This is a genomic window from Streptomyces sp. NPDC086554 (genome assembly GCF_040686095.1).
Taxonomy (GTDB): domain Bacteria; phylum Actinomycetota; class Actinomycetes; order Streptomycetales; family Streptomycetaceae; genus Streptomyces.
In genome coordinates this window covers 13,029-30,800 of sequence record NZ_JBFBJK010000044.1, presented here as the reverse complement: position 1 = coordinate 30,800, position 17,772 = coordinate 13,029, and the positions used below count along the sequence as shown (strand labels likewise).

The 17,772-nt window shown below is 71.2% G+C and carries 14 protein-coding genes and 1 pseudogene; 7 read left to right on the top strand and 8 right to left on the bottom strand.

The genetic code is table 11. The annotated features are described in order from the left end of the window. Positions 1-3: 3 nt before the first annotated feature. Complete coding sequence (locus AB0O76_RS41795; RefSeq protein WP_365502587.1) at positions 4-2,433, bottom strand: polysaccharide lyase 8 family protein; 2,430 nt, start codon at positions 2,431-2,433, stop codon at positions 4-6. A 126-nt stretch (positions 2,434-2,559) separates the two neighbouring features. On the opposite strand from AB0O76_RS41795, the gene AB0O76_RS41790 reads away from it, so the two are divergent. Beyond that, positions 2,560-3,243, top strand: coding sequence for an alpha/beta hydrolase (locus AB0O76_RS41790; protein WP_365502585.1), 684 nt, complete (start codon positions 2,560-2,562; stop codon positions 3,241-3,243). Positions 3,244-3,315: 72 nt separating this feature from the next. Here AB0O76_RS41790 and AB0O76_RS41785 read toward each other — a convergent pair whose 3' ends face one another. Together AB0O76_RS41785 and AB0O76_RS41780 are read right to left on the bottom strand one after the other, a co-directional pair. Beyond that, positions 3,316-4,143 carry a hypothetical protein gene (locus AB0O76_RS41785; RefSeq protein ID WP_365502583.1) on the bottom strand — a complete coding sequence of 276 codons (828 nt, stop codon included), beginning with the start codon at positions 4,141-4,143 and terminating at the stop codon, positions 3,316-3,318. A 227-nt stretch (positions 4,144-4,370) separates the two neighbouring features. Then, entirely contained in the window at positions 4,371-5,222 is an 852-nt protein-coding gene (locus AB0O76_RS41780; RefSeq protein ID WP_365502581.1) for a slipin family protein, read from the bottom strand. Positions 5,223-5,323: 101 nt separating this feature from the next. Between AB0O76_RS41780 and AB0O76_RS41775 the strand changes: the two genes are divergently transcribed. Beyond that, positions 5,324-6,067 carry a class I SAM-dependent methyltransferase gene (locus AB0O76_RS41775; RefSeq protein ID WP_365502579.1) on the top strand — a complete coding sequence of 248 codons (744 nt, stop codon included), beginning with the start codon at positions 5,324-5,326 and terminating at the stop codon, positions 6,065-6,067. A 23-nt stretch (positions 6,068-6,090) separates the two neighbouring features. Here AB0O76_RS41775 and AB0O76_RS41770 read toward each other — a convergent pair. The 3 genes and pseudogenes from AB0O76_RS41770 to AB0O76_RS41760 all read right to left on the bottom strand — a co-directional run bounded on the left by AB0O76_RS41770 (position 6,091) and on the right by AB0O76_RS41760 (position 9,451). Continuing rightward, positions 6,091-7,193: pseudogene (locus AB0O76_RS41770) on the bottom strand (M20/M25/M40 family metallo-hydrolase). A 38-nt stretch (positions 7,194-7,231) separates the two neighbouring features. After that, positions 7,232-8,335, bottom strand: a complete 1,104-nt coding sequence (locus AB0O76_RS41765) for a hypothetical protein (RefSeq protein ID WP_365502577.1) — start codon at positions 8,333-8,335, stop codon at positions 7,232-7,234. 177 nt (positions 8,336-8,512) lie between these two features. Then, complete coding sequence (locus tag AB0O76_RS41760; protein WP_365502575.1) at positions 8,513-9,451, bottom strand: helix-turn-helix domain-containing protein; 939 nt, start codon at positions 9,449-9,451, stop codon at positions 8,513-8,515. Between the two features lie 238 nt (positions 9,452-9,689). Between AB0O76_RS41760 and AB0O76_RS41755 the strand changes: the two genes are divergently transcribed. The 5 genes from AB0O76_RS41755 (at position 9,690) to AB0O76_RS41735 (ending at position 14,728) form a co-directional block, all read left to right on the top strand. Then, the gene (locus tag AB0O76_RS41755; RefSeq protein WP_365502573.1) at positions 9,690-10,208 is read left to right on the top strand and encodes a hypothetical protein; all 519 of its coding nucleotides are present in this window, start codon (positions 9,690-9,692) and stop codon (positions 10,206-10,208) included. Between the two features lie 123 nt (positions 10,209-10,331). After that, positions 10,332-11,408 carry a PP2C family protein-serine/threonine phosphatase gene (locus AB0O76_RS41750; RefSeq protein ID WP_365502571.1) on the top strand — a complete coding sequence of 359 codons (1,077 nt, stop codon included), beginning with the start codon at positions 10,332-10,334 and terminating at the stop codon, positions 11,406-11,408. 268 nt (positions 11,409-11,676) lie between these two features. Beyond that, positions 11,677-12,603, top strand: coding sequence for an NADP-dependent oxidoreductase (locus tag AB0O76_RS41745; protein ID WP_365502569.1), 927 nt, complete (start codon positions 11,677-11,679; stop codon positions 12,601-12,603). Positions 12,604-12,607: 4 nt separating this feature from the next. Next, on the top strand, positions 12,608-13,549 hold the full coding sequence (locus tag AB0O76_RS41740; protein ID WP_365502567.1) for an AraC family transcriptional regulator: 942 nt from the start codon (positions 12,608-12,610) through the stop codon (positions 13,547-13,549). Positions 13,550-13,702: 153 nt separating this feature from the next. Next, positions 13,703-14,728 (top strand): D-2-hydroxyacid dehydrogenase, encoded by a 1,026-nt coding sequence (locus AB0O76_RS41735; RefSeq protein WP_365502565.1) that lies wholly within the window; start codon positions 13,703-13,705, stop codon positions 14,726-14,728. 23 nt (positions 14,729-14,751) lie between these two features. Here AB0O76_RS41735 and AB0O76_RS41730 read toward each other — a convergent pair whose 3' ends face one another. Continuing rightward, the gene (locus AB0O76_RS41730; protein WP_365502563.1) at positions 14,752-15,954 is read right to left on the bottom strand and encodes a type III PLP-dependent enzyme; all 1,203 of its coding nucleotides are present in this window, start codon (positions 15,952-15,954) and stop codon (positions 14,752-14,754) included. Next, entirely contained in the window at positions 15,951-17,771 is a 1,821-nt protein-coding gene (locus tag AB0O76_RS41725; RefSeq protein ID WP_365502561.1) for an IucA/IucC family protein, read from the bottom strand. The genes AB0O76_RS41730 and AB0O76_RS41725 overlap by 4 nt, the downstream gene beginning before the upstream one ends. Position 17,772 lies beyond the last annotated feature (1 nt).

The following is a 17,772-nucleotide window of genomic DNA, read 5'->3' as shown; positions in this document are numbered from 1 at the left end:
CCCTCACCCCAGCCTGACGGTCACCCGCTGACTGGCGCCCTTGGTGCCGCTGAGATCTCCGAACGTCAGCTTCAGCGAGGCGCCCGTGGTCGCGGACGTGACGGTGGCGGGCTTGGACGTCACCGCGGACACGGCGCGGTTCCAGGTGAGCGTCAGGGACGTCTGCGCGCGCATCGGGTCGCTGACGCAGACGACCGCGGTGCCGTCGCTCTTCTCGCTGATCTGGACGGAGCAGGGCGCGCTCGCGACGAGCGGGCCCACCGTGCCGCCGAACCAGAAGTTCACGCCGGTGAAGCCCTGCGCGGGCACGGATACGCCTTGCTGGTCATCGGAGTTGGCGAGGATCCGCAGCCATCCGGTGTCCGCGGAACGAGCCGCCGTCCGGGCGGCGGAAGCGCCCGGCATCAGCTGATAGGCGTAGGTGCCGTTCGTCGGCGCGGTGCCGTGATCGACGTACAGAGTGAGGTACTTGCGGGCGATCGCGGTCGTGGCGCCGCCCTTGTTGATGTCGCTCCACTTGCCGGAGCGCTCCTCGCGCAACGCCTTCACCGTGGCGCCGCCGGGGAAGACATAGCCGCCATGGCCCCCGATGTGGGCCCACTTGGCGCCGGACAGGGTCGCCGACCAGGGGGTGCTTGTCGGCTTGCTGACGCCGTCGACCTGGAAGGGGGCGGTGCCCGTCGGGCCGAGGTTGCGGTTCTCGATGGTCGACTCGACCGCCGCGCCGTCCGTGCAGACGATGCCGGCGCCCAGGCAGACGATCGTGTCGTCCAGGCAGAACCAGGATTTCCTCGCCCGTAGTGTGCTCTGCAGGCCCTTCAAGTACTGGCCGATGGCGGCCCGTTGGCCGTCGCTCGCGCCGCCCACCCACTTCACGTCCGGCAGGGACGCGCCCCAGTCGCCGCCCGCCGCGTCGGAAAGGGGCTTGCGGGAGGCTGTGATGCCGGGCAGCCGATAGGGGTCGACGGTGGGCCAGAAGGCGTCGCTGTACTGCCCGTTGGCGTACGTGTCGCCCCACCAGTAGAGCATTCCGGAGCCGGTGTGCCAGCCGCGCAGATTCTCGCCGTTGCCCGTCTCGTAGTACGTGATGCGGGGGTCGGCCATGCTGATCGACGCCGCCCAGCCGGGGCGCCGGTGCGTGGCGCGCGCCATGTTGGTGAAGAGGCGGTGCCCGGTGGGCTCGGCGGCCGGGGTCACGGAGGCGTCGTCCTCGACTCCCTTCAGCCGGGCGAGACTTGTCAGGCCGAGCGAGGGGTCGCTCAGGGGCGGGCTGTAGTAGTCACGGCGCATCCAGCCCTTGACCAGGCCGCGCCAGCGGGCGTTCTCCGCCGTGCTCGCGCCCTGACCGAGCAGCACGATCGCGGACATGATGGGGTGGCCGCGCAGATGGTCGTCGGCCTGGATCTTCTTGGCGTCGGACGCGGAGAGGCCGCGGCTGATGGCGCGGCCCGCGACGCCGTCCATGACGAGGCCGTTGTAGAGGAAGGGCGCCCAGGCCTTCTCGACGGCGTCGAAGACGATCTGCCGCTTTGTGTCGGTGACCTCCCAAGTGGAGCCGCGCAGCAGCGAGAAGAGCATGCCGAGACCGCCGAGCATCACCGATCCGTACGACCCGGTGTAGGGCACGGTGGTGTGCTGGATGAACGAGCCGTCGGTGTAGAGCCCGTCGCCGGTCGTCACGTACGGGAAGACGGGGGACAGTGCGTCACGGGCCAGGGCGATCTTCGCCGAGCTGCCGCCGACGACCCCGCGCAGGGCCAGCACCCGGCACAGGTCCACGCGGTTGGCGCCGGTGCTCGTGCCGGTGTAGCTGCCCACCGCGGAGTCCGGCACGAAGTGGTCGACGGCCTTGCAGTAGTTGGCCACTTGGGCCGCCGACAGCTGGTCGTACATCAGCACGCAGACGTCGAGGAGGTGCTGCGGGGCGCCTATCTGCCAGCTGTACCAGTTGCCGAACCGCGCCTGGTTCTCGTTGTAGATCTGCGTGTAGAGGTGGTCGAGGCCGGTGAGGACGGCGGACTTGAGGGCCGCGTCGCCGGTCAGGCCCGTGCCCTCCTGTCGGTAGGCCTGCGCCATGGTGTTGAGCCTGCTGTAACCGGTTACCACGTTGGCCGAGTATCCGTACGACTCCTGGTCGGTGTCCGGGTCGGGATCGGCGTACGAGGCGTCGGGCCACAGGGATCCCGTCGCCGGCGCCATGGTGTCGCGCAACTGCCGTGCCGTGGCGCCGAGTTCGGTCAGGCGGCTCTTGAAGGGCTCGGCCGTGGGGGAGAAGCCGTCGCCCAGAACGAGGGTGCGCCACTTGGCGCGCAGGGCCTCGTACGCGTCGGCGGCCGCCGCCTCCGCGCAGGGCAGCAGCCCCGAGGCGGTCAGGGCGAGCGCGGAGGCGGTGCTGGTGAGCAGGAAGGAGCGGCGGGACCAAGGAGAGTGCATGGGGTCTCCGATGGTGGTGGGAGGGGGGAGCCAGGAGGGGGCCGCGCGAGGAGCAAGCGCTTTCTAGCATGGGTATGTGCCGCCGCTCAATAGGTCTAGACGTCTTGGCGCTGTAGCGTCGGGTCCATGGAAGATCACGCGGTGGTGGATGTGGGCGACGTACGCCTGGCCTATCGGAGCTGGGGCGACCCGTACGGCGCTCCCGTCGTGCTGTTGCACGCGCTCGGCGGCTCATCGGCGAGCTGGGACGAAGTCGGGCAGGTGCTCGGCGAGGAGTGGCGTGTGTACGCGCTCGACCTGCGCGGGCACGGCGAGAGCGACTGGCCCGACGAGTACTCGTTCGAGCTGATGCGCGATGACGTGCTCGGTTTCCTCGACGAGCTGAGCCTCGACCGCGTCGGCCTGGTCGGCCACTCCATGGGCGGAGTCGTGGCCTACCTGCTTGCCCAGGACCATCCCGACCGCGTGGAGCGCCTCGTCCTGGAGGAGGCGCCGCCGCCCTACCCGCGTGAACCGGTCGAGGCCGAACGCCCCGACGGCCCCATCGACTACGACTGGCCCGTGGTCCCCGCCATCCGCGGTCAGCTGGACAGCCCCGACCCGGAGTGGGCCGAGCGGCTCGGCGAGATCGTCGCGCCGACGCTGATCGTGGCGGGCGGACCGGACAGCAGCATGTCGCAGGCACGGATCCCCGACATGGCCGCGGCGATCCCCGACTCCCAGCTGATCACGATCCCGGTCGGGCACTCGGTCCACGAGGTGCAGCCCCGCCAGTTCGCGCAGCAGGTCAGCGAGTTCTTCAGCAGCTGACGGCGCGGGTTCATCGGCCGAGTGGGTGCGAGGCGCGGGCGTACCGCGCCCCGCACCCGCCGCGTTCGAGGGCTACGCGGGCCGGGGCCGGGACTGGTAGAGGCGGGTGTAGTAACGCCCCTCGGCCTCAAGGCCCGTCGGGTCGTCGCCGGCCTTGAGTACCTGGTCGACGGCGCTGCGCTGTTCCTCCAGATCGCTGAACAGCCGCTGCGGATAGGTCCGTCGAGGATCGGTCTCGGTGGCGAGACCATGGGCGTCGAGACTCGCCAGGATCTCCTGGAAGGGCACTGTGCGCAGGACGAACGCGCTCACCCAGACCGGCAGGGCCGTCGCGCCGAGGAGAGCGTTGAACGTGCGGTGGGTGATGTAGCCGATGCCTCCGGTGACGGTGATCAGACCGACACGGGAGACGGCGCGCCGCAGCTCCGCACTGGGCGGGTGCCGTTCGAGGTTCTCGGCATACGCCTCGTCGAGCAGCCCCACCTCGAGGGCGTAGCGCGTGGCGTTGTCGGCCGTGTCGAGGCCGATCACGGGGACCGCGTCCGCCCGCCTGCGCGAGGCGTAGAACTCCTTGTCGCACTCGATGAGTTCACCCCGGGTGAGGCCGTTGGTCGTGGGCCCGGTGTAGTGCGCGTACAGCTCCGCGAGCGAGAGGTCGTGATTGAGGAGCGCGGCGTTGATCCCGTACGAGCAGCAGAGGTCGAGGACCGTGACGGGGAGGTGGGTGCCGCGTACCGCGGACCGCTGGGCGAGCGTGCGCCGGAAGACGTCCTGGGCCTGGTGCGGTATCTCGTACTCGAGTGGGGAGAGCGTACGGAAGTAGGCGCGGGGGTCAGGCTCGTTGTAGATGTCGTCGAACCGGGTCTTGCCTGCCGCGGTGGTGGTCCGGGCACGGGTCATGAGGCATCCTTCCTGGTGCTGAGCGGAGGATCAACGGCCGCGATACGTCTACCCGACCCCTGGCTCGACCCGATAGACCTCCTGGCGGTTACCGGCCACAGCGTCGGTCGCGCCTCCCCGCCGCCGAAACGGCGCTTGCCCTGGGCGCACTGGTCAAGGGCGGATCACTCGGTGCGGTCCAAAGGAGCCTCCCTGGCTGGTTCAGGCCCGAACGGCTGGGACCTTGCCTAGGCGGCGGTGGGCCGCTTGGGCATGGGCTTCGGCTCGGGGGCCGGTGGTGCGGACGGCAGGGCCTGTGTCTGCGGTGCCGGTTGCTGTGCCTGCTGGGCCCGTTCGAGGAAGCGCAGGAGTTCGACGGGGAAGGGCAGGACGAGGGTGGAGTTCTTCTCGGCGGCGACCGCGACGACGGTCTGAAGCAGCCTCAGCTGGAGAGCGGCAGGCTCGTCCGCCATCTGGTGCGCGGCCTCGGCGAGCTTCTTGGAGGCCTGCAGTTCGGCGTCGGCGTTGATCACGCGGGCGCGGCGCTCACGGTCCGCCTCGGCCTGCCGGGCCATCGACCGCTTCATGGTCTCGGGAAGGGATACGTCCTTGATCTCGACGCGGTCGATCTGCACGCCCCACCCGAGAGCGGGCGAGTCGATCATCAACTCAAGGCCCTGGTTGAGCTTCTCGCGGTTGGAGAGCAGATCATCGAGGTCGCTCTTGCCGATGATCGAACGCAACGAGGTCTGCGCCATCTGCGAGACGGCGAACCGGTAGTCCTCGACCCTGATCACCGCGTCGGCGGCGTCGATCACCTTGAAGTAGATGACGGCGTCCACCCGGACCGTCACGTTGTCCCGGGTGATGCCGTCCTGCGCCGGGACGGGCATCGTCACGATCTGCATGTTCACCTTGTGCAGCCGGTCGACGCCGGGGACGATCATCGTGAACCCCGGCTGGCGGATGTTCTCCCGCAGCCGGCCCAGGCGGAGCACCACACCCCGCTCGTACTGCTTGACCACCCTGGCCGCCGCCACCACGTACACCAATCCTGCGGACGCGACCGCGGCCCCTGCTGTGAGCAGCTCTTCGACCATGACGACCCCCCTTGTCTTCCGAGTCGCCGTCATTACCAAGATATGCCCAGGTTTGTCCATGGTCGAGCCCGCCCCCGCGTCCGCTGGCTAGGGTGGGGCCGGTGTTCACCTCTCAGGGACCCACACTCCGCGAACTGGCCGTGCAAGCCCTTTCCTCCATCGAGCGCGGCTATGACCTGCTGGCTCCGAAGTTCGACCACACGCCCTTCCGTACGCCCGACCGGATCCTGCACGCGGTCGCGGACACGCTGCGTGACCTCGGCCCGTTCGACGCGGGCCTTGACGTCTGCTGCGGGACCGGCGCGGGCGTCGAGACGCTCCGGCCGCTGTGCCGGGAGCGGGTCACCGGCGTCGACTTCAGCGCCGGGATGCTGGCGGCCGCCAAGGCGGCCAGGGCCGCCCATGCCAGTGGAGCCACCGGCGGCGGGCCACGGGTGGAGTGGGTGCGGGCCGACGCCCGTGCGCTGCCCTTCGCCGATGTCTTCGACCTGGCGGTCAGCTTCGGCGCGTTCGGGCACTTCCTGCCCGCCGAGCGGCCACGGCTCTTCACCGAGGTCTTCGGGGCGCTGCGGCCCGGCGGGATGTTCGCCTTCCCGATCGGCGCGCCACCGCCCCGGACCGCGCCGCTCTACTGGGCGATGCTCGGCTTCGACGGGGTGATGCGGGTGCGCAACGCACTGTGGCGGCCGCCGTTCGTCATGTACTACCGGACCTTTCCGCTGGGAGACGTGCGCGAGGACCTGGTCCGCGCCGGGTTCACGGTGCGGCTGTACCCGCTGGAGGAGTTCGGCCGCCGGGCGGACGGCAGCCCCAACTGGCGCCTTGTGGTGGCCCGCAAGGGGTGAGCAGGTGAGCACACCCCCCGGTGTCAGCGGTTGCGGGTGCCCCCGGCCGCGTACGCGCGCAGGAAGAGCGCCTCGACGTGCGCCATGCGCTCGATCTCGCGCGGGTCCACGCTCTCGTCGGGTGCGTGGATCCGGCAGCGCGGCTCCTCGACACCCATGAGGATGATCTCGGCGCGTGGATACGTGCGGGCGAGCACATTGCACAGCGGGATGGAGCCGCCCTGGCCGAGGTGGGTCATGGGCCTGCCGTACGCCTCACAGGCTCACCCGGGCGCGGGCAGTGGCCGGCACCGCGGCGGCCGAGCCGATCACGGGCGGGCAGTCAATGCCGAGCACAGTGACGGCGGGGCGGGCCCACAGGCGGTCGGAGACGCTGCCGGTGCCGGTGAGCGAGACGCCGTCGACGACGCCCGCATCGGTGCGGAAGGTCTGCTCGTCGTAGGGGGCACCCGTCCAGGTTCCGTCGTTGGGCAGGCCCTTGATGAAGGTGCCGCCGTCGTCGTCGTCGCGCAGCGAGTCCAAGGTGCGGATCAGGGCCGCGAGGGCGTCGGGGGCCGGGCCGCCGAACATCCCGGAGTGCACATCCCGGGCGAGCGTGGAGACGGTCACGACGACATGGGCGAGCCCGCGCGTGGAGACGGTGGCGGCCGGATCGCCGACGGCGGCATTGCCGGTGTCGCACACAAGGAGTGCGTCGGCGAGGAACTGCTCCGCATGCTGGGCGACGTACTTCTCCAGGCCGCCGGTGCCCTGCTCCTCGGACCCTTCGGCGACGAACTTGATCCCCACCGGTATCTCGTCGCCGAGCGCCCGCAGCGCGGTGAGGTGCATGACGATGTTGCCCTTGCAGTCCGCCGCGCCGCGCCCGTACCAGCGGCCGTCACGTTCGGTGAGCGTGAACGGGGCCGATGACGGCGTGGCTGCCGTCCGGGGTCTCGGCCAGGTGCACATCCCGCAGCCCGGCATCGGTGAAGGCATCGGCGACCCATTGGGCGGCCTTCTGGCACTCCGCGGGCGGGTACTGCCGTGCGTCGGCGACCGATGGGATGGCGACGAGTTCGGCCAGGTCGCTCTGCGCGCGGGGCATCAACTGCGCGATGCGGGCGGCGAGTTCACTGTCGGTCATGGCTACCGCCGCACCGTGTGAACCTCTCCGCAGGACCGTCAGTACCGCAGGACAGCAGCCACGCCGCCGGCCTCGCGCAGCGTGCCGTCAGGGACGAACATGACGAGCGAGTCCGCGCTGGTCGCCGCGGCGACGAGTTGCTCGACGATGTCGGTGGCCACACCGATGGCGTGGGCCGGCGGCTCGGCGTCCGGTTTCGGGTTCGGCAAGGTCACCGGCCTCGACACCTGGGCGACCTCCAGTGCCCGGCCGTCGTCGGTGATCCGGCCCGCAAGGACAAGACCCTCTTCCACCAGCAGCCGGCGCACCCGCTTGTCGGCGACGGCGGTCCACACCTCCGGCGCACCACCGACGTACTTGCCGTGCCCGCGCGATTCGTCCAACTCGGCAACGGCTTCGGCGACCTGCTGGGCGTGGTGATCGGCAAGCGTCGGCTGCAGCCGCTTCGCCAGGTCCTGCGCCGAGTCCTTGTCCATGCCGGTCAGCGGCAACGTCCCCGCGATGTGGTTCTCATGTCCTGTGAGGCCCTTGAACAGCGCGAGGATCTTGTCACCGCCGATGACGAACAGAGGCAGACCCTCGTGCTCCTTGCGGGTCACCTCCAGCCGTTTGGCGACGGTCCGCAAGTACTGCTCGACCCGCTCCTCATGCCCCTCGTACGGCGCCGAGTGGGGGATCGAGCCGGGAACCGCGTCCTCGGGCGACGGGATCTGCGGCACGTCCGGCCACCCGTCCTCCTTCACTTCGTCCAGACGTCGCACCGAGCCGCGGAACAGCCGGCACATCTCCTGATCGAGTACGAGGACCAGATACGGCCGGGACCGCTGCTCGGCGGCCACCAGATACCGCGTCAGGAACCTCGTGGCGAACTCCACCCGCGGTTCCACGGCGGCAAGCGACGTCATCCGCCACACCTGGACGGGCTCCTGCGCCGCCACATAGACCACCATGGCGTCGTCGGCGTGCAGCGCATCCGCCGCATGCTCGATGACCGTGGGATCGAGCAAGCGGTTCCGCAGCTCCATCCGCACGTCCCGCTCCACGTCGGGGTCGTCGTCGAGCCGTCGCTTCGCCTCGGTGACAAGGTCGCGCAGCAGGATCCGGTCCTTGTCGTTGAAGCGGAAATCCGGATCGGTCGGCATCACCAACGTGATCGCGGGGTACGGGCGCGGCCGGCTCAGAGCGGCCAGGGCTTCGGGGGTCAGATCAGAGGAATGCACGAGTCAGCCTCGCAATCTCCGCAGCGGAGCAGTGGCCCGCTTTCCCTCCAGTGTGCTCGCGGGCCGATCGATCCGCAGGTTGCGGGCGCTCGGCCCGAGTCACTGAAAGGCTCTGCGGTAGGCCTGCGGGCTGACGCCGGCCACTCGTTTGAAGCGGTCGCGGAAGGCGGTGGGGGAGCCGAAGCCGACCTGGACGGCGATGCGTTCCACCGAGTGCCCCGTGGTCTCGAGGAGATGCTGGGCCTGGCGCACCCGCGCTCGGTGCAGCCACTGCAGGGGCGTACTGCTGGTCTGCTCGCGGAAGCGGCGCAGCAGCGTGCGCGAGCTCATGCCCGCCCGGGCGGCGATGTCCTCCAGGGTGAGCTCGCGCGCGGCGTTCTCCTCCAGCCAGCGCAGCAGCGGTTCCAGCGTCGCTCCGCGCGGTGTCGGCGGCTGTTCGGCGACGATGAACTGGGCCTGGCCGCCCTCACGTTCCAGGGGCATCACGGAGAGCCGTGCCGCGTCGGCGGCGACGGCGGAGCCGTAGTCGCGGCGGATCAGATGCAGGCACAGATCGAGGCCGGCGGCGGCACCGGCCGAGGTCAGGATCTGCCCGTTGTCGACGTAGAGGACATCAGGGTCGACATCGATGTCCGGGTACGCGTCGGCCAGTTGCCCCGCGGCCGCCCAGTGCGTGGTGGCGCGCAGACCGCTGAGGAGCCCGGCCGCGGCGAGCGTGAACGTGCCTACGCAGATGGAAGCGATCCGCGTCCCGTCACCGGCCGCCGCCCGCAGTGCGTCGAGCACCGCGTCCGGGACCGGCCGGGAGACGTCGGCGACGCCCGGCACGATGATCGTGTCCGCGTCGGCGAGCCCGTCCAGACCCCAGGGCGCCTGCAGCGTGAAGAGCCCGGCGTCGACGCGCGGCGCGGCGGCGCAGATCCGCACCCGGTATCCGGGGCGGCCGCCCGGCAGCCGGGTACGGCCGAACACCTCGATCGGGGTGGACAGGTCGAAGGGGATCACACTGTCCAGCGCCAGGACGGCCACGGTGTGCATGGCGGCAACGTACGACATGGCCAGGATCCCGCCAAGCTCACGAAAACGGAAAGACCGCCTCCTTTACGCTGTGACCTGGCCCAGGAGTGGATGGCGGGATTCATGCGAAGCCTGTCAGTAATGCCACTGTCGACGGGCACGGGTGCGGGCTAGTCTCGCCGCTGGGCCCCGACCGGGAGCCCGTACGAGACCTGCGCAAGCCGCCCTTCGCCGCGTTCCGAATCCCGAGGCCCTCGCTGTGACCAAGCTCTTCCTGACCCTCCATGTGCTGGCCGCGATCATCGCCATCGGCCCGGTCACCGTCGCCGCCAGCATGTTCCCCGCGGCCCTGCGGCGGGCCCAGGCCGACCCGCAGGACCCGGCGGCGATCGCCACGCTCCGCACCCTCAACCGCATCTGCGGCGTGTACGCGCTCATCGGCGCCGCCGTCCCCGTCACCGGGTTCGCGACCGCGAGCAGCCTGAACGTACTCGGCAGCGCCTGGCTGATCGCCTCGATCGCCTTGACGGGCATCGCCGCGGTGGTGCTCATCGTCCTTGTGCTGCCGCGCCAGGACGCGGCGCTGGCAGCGGTGAGCGGAGAGCTGACCGACGCGGTGGCCGGCGAGGGCGGCGAAGTGGCCGACAGGACCGGAACGGTGGTCCTCGGCGAACGGACCAGCACGCAGCTCGCCATGTACACCGGCATCTTCAACCTGCTCTGGGCGACGGTCACCGTCCTCATGATCATCAGGCCCGGTTCGACCACGGGAGCATGACGGGGGTCGGGGCGGCTTCTGGGCCCCTTGCCTGCTTGTGCGTGCGGGGTGGGAGAGGTGTAGAGATGAGGTGTGTCGCAGCGCCTCCTAGGACTCCGTGGGTCGGCGCGAGCGGGTCGTGCGATGGTGGCCATCCCGATCGCGCTGATCGTGGCGGTCGCCGTGGTCGACGTCCTTGCGCCGCCCGACATTCATCTGGGTCCTCTGCTGGTCGCGGCCCCGGCGATCACCGCCTCGTTCGGCGGCCCCTGGATGACGGGTCTGGTCGCCACGCTCGCGGTGCTTGCCCAGGCGGTCATCGCGGTCATCCGCGACCGTGACGAGCTGTTCTCGGCGAACCACCAGGCGCAGATCATCGCCCTCATCCTGGTCGGATCGAGCCTCGTGGTCTTCTGCGTGGTGCGGGAGCGCCGCGCCCGCGAGATGACACAGGTGCGGTACGTGGCCGAGACGGCCCAGCGCGTCGTCCTGCGGCCCCTGCCCAAGGAGATCGGACCGCTGCGCGTCGCCTCCCTGTACCTCGCCGCCGAGGCCGAGGCGCAGATCGGCGGTGACCTGTATGCGGCCGTCCGAACCGGCTCCGGAACCCGGCTGATCGTCGGCGACGTGCGGGGCAAAGGCATGACCGCGGTCGACGACGCCGCCCTGCTGCTCGGCGCGTTCCGGGCCGCCGCCCACCGCCAGGCGAGCCTGACGGAACTGGTGACCTTCCTCGACGCGAGCGTGCGCTGGGACGTGGCCGCGGACCTGGCCGAACCCGGTGAGACGGACGAGGCCGAGGAAACCTTCATCACCGCCGCCGTCCTGGAGATTCCCGACCGCGACAGCAGGATCGGCATGATCGACTGCGGGCATCCGCCGCCGGTCGTGCTGCGCGACGGCCGCGCCATGACGTTGGACGCCGCTCGGCCCGCGCCTCCGCTGGGCCTGGGCGAGCTGGTGCGCGGGGGCTATCGCGTCGACACGTTCACGTTCGAGGAAGGCGACCTCCTGCTGCTGTACACCGACGGCGTCAGCGAGGCCCGCGACTCCAGCGGCACCTTCTATCCGCTCACCGAGCGCATCGCGGCCTTGACCGAGACCGACCCCGAGACGTTCCTCCGCCGCCTCCGGCATGACCTGCTGCACCACGTCGGCGGACGCCTTGGCGACGACGCCGCCATGATCGCCATCGAGCGCCCCCGCACGGCGCATGCCTGAGGCGTGGGGCGCCCCGGGCCCGGTGATGCGACGGCATTGACCCCCCGCACGTCACGCAGGTTCCGGACCAGGCGTTCAACCGGTGCTGGTGAGAACTTCACGCTCAACCTCACCGGCTAGGGCGCTTCCCGCGAGCAGCCCGCCGAGGCCGAGAGCAACCCTGGTCAAGACGATGGGACATGTTTCCAAGACAGTGGACCATTACGCCGCTCGTTCGATCTCCCTAACGTTGAGGGCATCAACCCCCGAGCGACAAGGGAGAGTTCCCGTGCGTGCAGTTGTCCAGCATTCCTTTGGTGGCCCCGAGGTCCTGGAGACCGTCGACATCGACCGGCCCGAGCCGCTCGGTGGGGAGGTGCTCATCCGCGTACGGGCAAGCGGTGTGAACCCCGTGGACGTCGGCGTCAGGTCGGGGGCCTATCCGATCCTCGGCGAGCCGACTTTCGGCGTGGGCTGGGACATCTCGGGAGTGGTGGAGGAGGTCGGTCCCGGAGCCCGCTTCAAGGTGGGCGACGAGGTGTTCGGGATGCCGTTCTTCCCGCGTGCCGCGACCGGCTATGCCGAGTACGTCGCCGCGCCCTCGCGGCAGGTCGCCCGTAAGCCCGCCTCGGTCGACCATGTGCGGGCGGCAGCCGTGCCGTTGGCCGCGCTGACGGCTTGGCAGGGTCTGGTGGACGCGGCGCGCGTGAAGGCCGGCGACCGGGTGCTGATCCACCGCGCCGCCGGGGGAGTCGGGCACTTCGCGGTGCAGATCGCCAAGGCGCGGGGCGCGCACGTGATCGCGTTGGCGAGCGAGCCGCGGCACGCGTTCCTGCGGGACCTCGGCGCGGACGAGGTGATCGACTACCGGGTCACCGACTTCACGGAAGCGGTGCGTGATCTCGACATCGTCTTCGACTCGAGTTCGGAGGGCAAGCGTTCGCTGAGCGTGCTGCGGCCGGGCGGCACGCTGGTGAGCATCATGGAGCACGGGGACAAGGAGCTGGCGGCCGAAGTCGAGGCGGCGGGACGGCACTTCGCGGGTGTGATGGTCGAGCCCGACTACGCCTCCCTCGAGTCGATCGCCGCGCTGATCGACGAGGGCCGGATCCGGCCCCATGTGCAGGAGACGTTCCCGCTCGAAGAGGCGGGCAAGGCCCATGAAGTGGTCGGCTCCGGGCGGGTGCAGGGCAAGATCGTGCTCACCCTAGGGTGAGGGCGTGGACATCCTGACCGAGGCGCTGAGTTCGATGCGGACGGGGCTGCCGTCGTCCGTGCGCACCGACGGCCGCGCCCCCTGGGGGCTTCGGCTGCCGTCCGTCGCCGGGGCGAGCTTCCATGTGGTGCTGTACGGGACGTGCTGGCTTGTCCCTCTGGGCGAGGGTGCGCCGCCCCGTGTGGAGCCGATCGCCCTGAGCCCGGGGGATGTGGTCTTCCTGCGCAGCGGCCGCGGCCACATCCTCGCCGACCATCCGTCCACACCGGCCGAGGAGGAGCGGCCCGAACAGTTCCGCCCCGGATCGCCGGTGGGCACCCTGAAGCTGGGCGGCGACGGCGCGCTGACCAGTCTGCTGTGCGGCAGCTACCACTTGGACCAGGGGCGGCCGCACCCGCTCGTGCGGCAGCTGCCCGAGGTGATCCATCTCCGGACGGGGCACGGCCGCCACCCGGAGCTGAGCGCCGCGGTTCAACTGCTCGGAATGGAGCTGGAGAACCCACGCATCGGCTCGGCCGGTATCGTCCCCGCGCTGATCGACTCGCTGCTGCTCTACATCCTGCGCGCCTGGATGGAAGATCAGCCCCCGGCGGCCGCGCGGGGCTGGGCCGCGGCGCTCGGCGACTCGGCGGTCGCCCCGGCGCTCTCGGCCATCCATGCGGATCCCTCGGCCCAGTGGACCGTGGAGTCGCTGGCCGAACGGGCGGGCCTCTCGCGGGCGGCCTTCGCCCGGCGGTTCGCGGCGCTGGTCGGCGAGCCGCCCATGGCGTATCTGACCCGCTGGCGCATGACGACCGCGGCCCGACTCCTGCGCGAGTCCGACATCCCGCTGATGGCTGTCGCCACGCAAGCCGGCTACGGCTCGGATTTCGCGTTCGCCAAGGCCTTCAAGCGCGAGTACGGCCTGGCCCCCGGCGGCTACCGCCGTCAGACCCGAAGCGCCTGAGGCCGCCAACACGCACAAAGGCGTGCCTAGTTACCCTAGGGTAGGTGAGGGAGCGGGCAAGCCGTAGACCCCGGTTGACCGCCCCGGAGGGGAAGCCCTAGGTTCGGTGAACGCGCGTTCACCAGCGCTTTCCTTACCACGGGGGTCTCAGGAATGGGTCGTGCACCAGACGTTTCACAGCACCTCGCGACGCCGGATTCGGAGAGGCCTGACCTGCTTCCCCGACTGCCGCAGGACGCCGCCCTGTACGTCGAGTTGCCGCTCGACGGCGCCGAAAAGGAACAGCTTCGTGCCGGCGTACCGGGACCGGTGTGGTTCGCCGAAGCGGACTCCGACTCTCCCGATGACGCGCGGGCCCTCGCCGTCTCCCACATCGCCCTCGGCAACCCCCGCCCGGAGTGGGTGGCCGCCGCTCCCCGGCTGCGCTGGCTGCAGCTCGCGTCGGTCGGCATCGACAGCTACCTCGGCCTCGACTGGCCGGTCCTCGAACGGCGCCTGACCGTCACCAACTTGGGCGGTCTCTTCGCCGACCCCGTCGCCGAGACCTGCCTCGCCGGCATCCTCGCGCTGTACCGGGGCATCGACGTGCTTGCCGGGCTTCGGGCCGACGAGACCTGGGCGCGCCACGACGTACGGCCCGGACTGCGTCTGCTCGGCGGCGCCGACGTCCTCATCCTGGGCCGGGGTTCCATCGCCCGGCGCCTCGCGGAGCTCCTCGCCCCGTTCGGCTGCGCGGTGTCGCACTTCGCCCGCGGCGACGGCGACCTGCGCACCCGCGAGAAACTCGACGCCCGGCTGCCCGAGTTCGACATCGTCGTGGGTCTCCTTCCGGGTACGGAGGAGACCGCCGACCTCTTCGACGAGCGGCGCATCGGCCTGCTGCGCCCCGGTGCGGTGTTCGTGAACGCGGGCCGCGGCACGCTCGCCGACGAGGACGCACTGGTCGCCGCTCTCGCCTCCGGCCGCCTCGGCGGCGCGGTCCTCGACGTCACCCGCGAGGAGCCGCTCCCCGCCGGGCACCCCCTGTGGAGCTGCCCGAACGTGATCCTCACCCAGCACACCGCGGGCGGCTCACGCGTCGAGACCCAGCAGGTGCTCGACCTGTTCGCGGACAACTGGCGGCGGCTGACCACCGGAGCACCGTTGCTCAACACCGTGCGGTGGGGCCGGGGGTTCTGAAGTCGCCCGGGCGGGACGGGCGTTCAGAGGAAGTGGAAGCCCGGCCGCGGGTGCATGAGGAAGTCGTGGTGCGAGATGTTCCACGCGTAGGCACCCGCGAGGCCGAACACCACCCGGTCGCCCGCCCGCAGCCCGGGCGCCGGAACCCGGCGCGCCAGCACATCCTTGGGCGTGCACAGCTGGCCCGCGAACGTCACCCGGTCCTGCCGCGCCTCGGACCGGGGCCACGGATGCGGCCACGGCGCGTGCGACGGCAGCACCGTGCAGGGCTGGTCGTGTCCCTTGGCCGCGGGGGTGCGCAGGTGGTGCGTGCCCCCGCGCACCACGGCGAATTCCTCACCGTGGCTCTGCTTCACGTCCAGGACCTCGGTGGCGTACCAGCCGCAGTACGCGGTCAGCGCGCGCCCGGGCTCGATGCGCAGCGTCAACTCGGGGTGCGCCGCGCACAGTTCGGCGAGGCCCTTGCCGTACCGTGCCCAGTCGAAGCGCGCCTCGGGGGCGGCGTAGTCCACGCCCATCCCGCCGCCGACGTTGACCTCCGTCAGCCGGATGCCGTGCCGTCGCGCGAGCGCCGACGACCAGGCGACGACGGACCCGGCCACCGCGAGCTGCTGCGGCGCGTCGAGCCCGCTCGCCAAGTGGGCATGGACGCCGACCAGTTGGAGGTGGGTGGCGTGACCTGCCGTGAAGGCAGCCACCACCTGGTCCGCCTCCGCAGGGTCGAGACCGAACGGCGTGGGCCGTCCGCCCATCGCCAGTGAACTGCCCGCGAGCGCCTCGGCGTCCAGGGGAAGATTGAACCGGAGCAGGACGTCGACGCGGGCCTGCGGGGCCACACGGGCGGCCAGCGCGGCGAGCATCCGCAGTTCGTACGCGCTCTCCACATGGAAGCGCCGCACGCCGAGATCCAGTGCCGCCGCGATCTCGTCCGGGGTCTTGCCGGGACCACCGAAGGCCAGCGGGCGCCCGGCCACCGCCTTGGCGACATGGGCGAGTTCACCGCCGGACGAGACCTCGTAGCCGTCGACGTACGGCGAGAGCGCCGCCAGGACCTCCGGCTCCGGATTGGCCTTGGCGGCGTAGTAGAGCTCCACCTGCGACGGCAGCGCGTCGCGCACGGCGGCGGCATGGGTGCTCAGCGCCGACAGGTCGTACAGATAGGCGGGCAGCTCCCCGGCGGCGAGGGAGAGGGCGTGGTCACGTACGACCGAAGGGGGAGTGGTCATCCGGCGGCGCTCCAGGGGACGTCGGGGCGGGCACCCAGGTCCCGCACATGCTCGGTGAGCGGAAAGGGGGAGGTGAGGCGGACATAGCCCGCGTCGCGGTCGGCCTTGCGCTCCCAGCGGGTGAGCAGATTGGCCTTGGCGGGCAGCGGCACCCCGGCGAGCAGCGCGCTGAGGCGCGGCGGGCAGCCGTGGGCGGCGGCGAACTCCCGCAGGGTGGCGCGTACTTGGGACCAGAGGGCGGGCTCGGTGTGCGGGTGCAGGTCGGCGAGCGCGGCGAGCAGCTCGGCGACATGGTTGACCAGAAGGCAGTAGACGACGCGGTCCCAGCCGCGCTGCGCGTCGTACGTCATCGGGCCCGCGACCTCGGGCGGCAGCGCGGCCAGGGTGTCCGCGTGCAGCTCGGGCAGCAGCTTGGTGCCCTCCAGGTCGCGGAAGAGCACCTGGGCGGGCATGCCGTCCTCGTCAACACAGACGAGGACGTTCTGCAGATGCGGTTCGAGCACCAGACCGTGGTCGAAGTACGCGGCGAGCACGGGCGGCAGCAGGAGCCGCAGGTAGGTCCCCCACCACCGCAGGGCCCGCTCCGGCCCCGCGCCGTCGAGGAGGCGGGAGATGTGGCCCGGCCCCGTCGGATACTCGTCCGCCACCGCACCGGCAAGCAGCGGCGTCGTCCCCGGCAGGAGCCGCCCGGCGAGCCCCTCGCGGACGATCACCCCGAAGCCTTCCAGGAGGGCGAGGTCGGGGCGCCCGTCCGGGCCGGGCAGCGCGAGGCTGCGGTAGGCCGGCTCGCGGAGCACGGCGCTGCCGGGAAAGCGGACGGCCAGGTCGTCCAGGGCGCCTTCGAGTACGCGGGTGAGCGCGACGGCACCTGACAGTTCGTAACTGGCGTTCTTGCGCAGGCAGTTGGTGATGCGGACGTTGAGGCTGAACTTGAGGAAGGTGTCACCGTCGTACAGCGTGCGCACCGAAGCGGTGGCCGCGAAGGGGGAGCGGCCGGTCCCCAGGTCGACGACGTCCGCGCGGTCGAGGGCGGCGCGCAGCCCCGGGTGGTCCCGCAGCAGGTCGTACTGCCAGGGGTGCACGGGAAGCAGCCGGTAGCCGTCAGGCACGTCGCCCAGGCGGTCGAGGGGAGCGGCGGCGTCCGGCCGCGCGGTCTCCTCGGCGACGAGGTGCTCCCGCACGGCGAGGTGGCGCAGCGGGAAGGCGGCCGAGGTCTCGGGAGCGTACGCCGCCCAGTCGGACAGGTCGCCGCCGCGGGCCTTGGGCGTGGGATGGAAGCGGTGGCCGAACAGCAGGGAACGCTCGGAGGCGAGATAGCCCGCAAGCCAAGCCGGGGCCTGGTCCGTTGCGGGGGCGGGCGCGGGGCGTTCGGCGGCGATGGCGGCGCTGACCCCCTCGTGGCTGGAGGCGATCTGCTGAAGAAACTCCTCGTTGCTCACGCCCGTACGCAGGAAGAGCTCGGCGTGTGTGTACTCGGCCAGGCGCGGCCAGTCCACCTCAACCCAGCGGCCGTCGCGCTGCTCGGTCACAGGACCGGTGAAGCGGTGGGCGCCGAGCAGCGAGGCGCGGCGCAGCGCGACGCGCAGCAGGACACCGCGTCGCGGCAGCCTGAGCAGGAGGTTGCCGTCGACCACGGCGGTCTGGTGCTCGGGGCCCGAGACCTCCCGCAGCAGACAGTTGAGGAGGGTGTGCGTCACGGCCTGGTCGGCACTGGGCAGGCCGGTGGGGGCGGCACCGGCGAGCGGGGCGGCGGACGGGGAAGGCGGGGCGGGCTGCGCCCAGGACTGGGCGGGGAACGTGCCGGTCGGCAAGGACATC

Excerpts from the sequence above, each read along its gene's own strand:
- AB0O76_RS41795 (WP_365502587.1), bottom strand. The coding sequence starts at position 2,433 with ATGCACTCTCCTTGGTCCCGCCGCTCCTTCCTGCTCACCAGCACCGCC.
- AB0O76_RS41790 (WP_365502585.1), top strand. The coding sequence starts at position 2,560 with ATGGAAGATCACGCGGTGGTGGATGTGGGCGACGTACGCCTGGCCTAT.
- AB0O76_RS41785 (WP_365502583.1), bottom strand. The coding sequence starts at position 4,143 with ATGACCCGTGCCCGGACCACCACCGCGGCAGGCAAGACCCGGTTCGAC.
- AB0O76_RS41780 (WP_365502581.1), bottom strand. The coding sequence starts at position 5,222 with ATGGTCGAAGAGCTGCTCACAGCAGGGGCCGCGGTCGCGTCCGCAGGA.
- AB0O76_RS41765 (WP_365502577.1), bottom strand. The coding sequence starts at position 8,335 with ATGCCGACCGATCCGGATTTCCGCTTCAACGACAAGGACCGGATCCTG.
- AB0O76_RS41760 (WP_365502575.1), bottom strand. The coding sequence starts at position 9,451 with ATGCACACCGTGGCCGTCCTGGCGCTGGACAGTGTGATCCCCTTCGAC.
- AB0O76_RS41750 (WP_365502571.1), top strand. The coding sequence starts at position 10,332 with ATGGTGGCCATCCCGATCGCGCTGATCGTGGCGGTCGCCGTGGTCGAC.
- AB0O76_RS41735 (WP_365502565.1), top strand. The coding sequence starts at position 13,703 with ATGGGTCGTGCACCAGACGTTTCACAGCACCTCGCGACGCCGGATTCG.
- AB0O76_RS41730 (WP_365502563.1), bottom strand. The coding sequence starts at position 15,954 with ATGACCACTCCCCCTTCGGTCGTACGTGACCACGCCCTCTCCCTCGCC.
- AB0O76_RS41725 (WP_365502561.1), bottom strand. The coding sequence starts at position 17,771 with ATGTCCTTGCCGACCGGCACGTTCCCCGCCCAGTCCTGGGCGCAGCCC.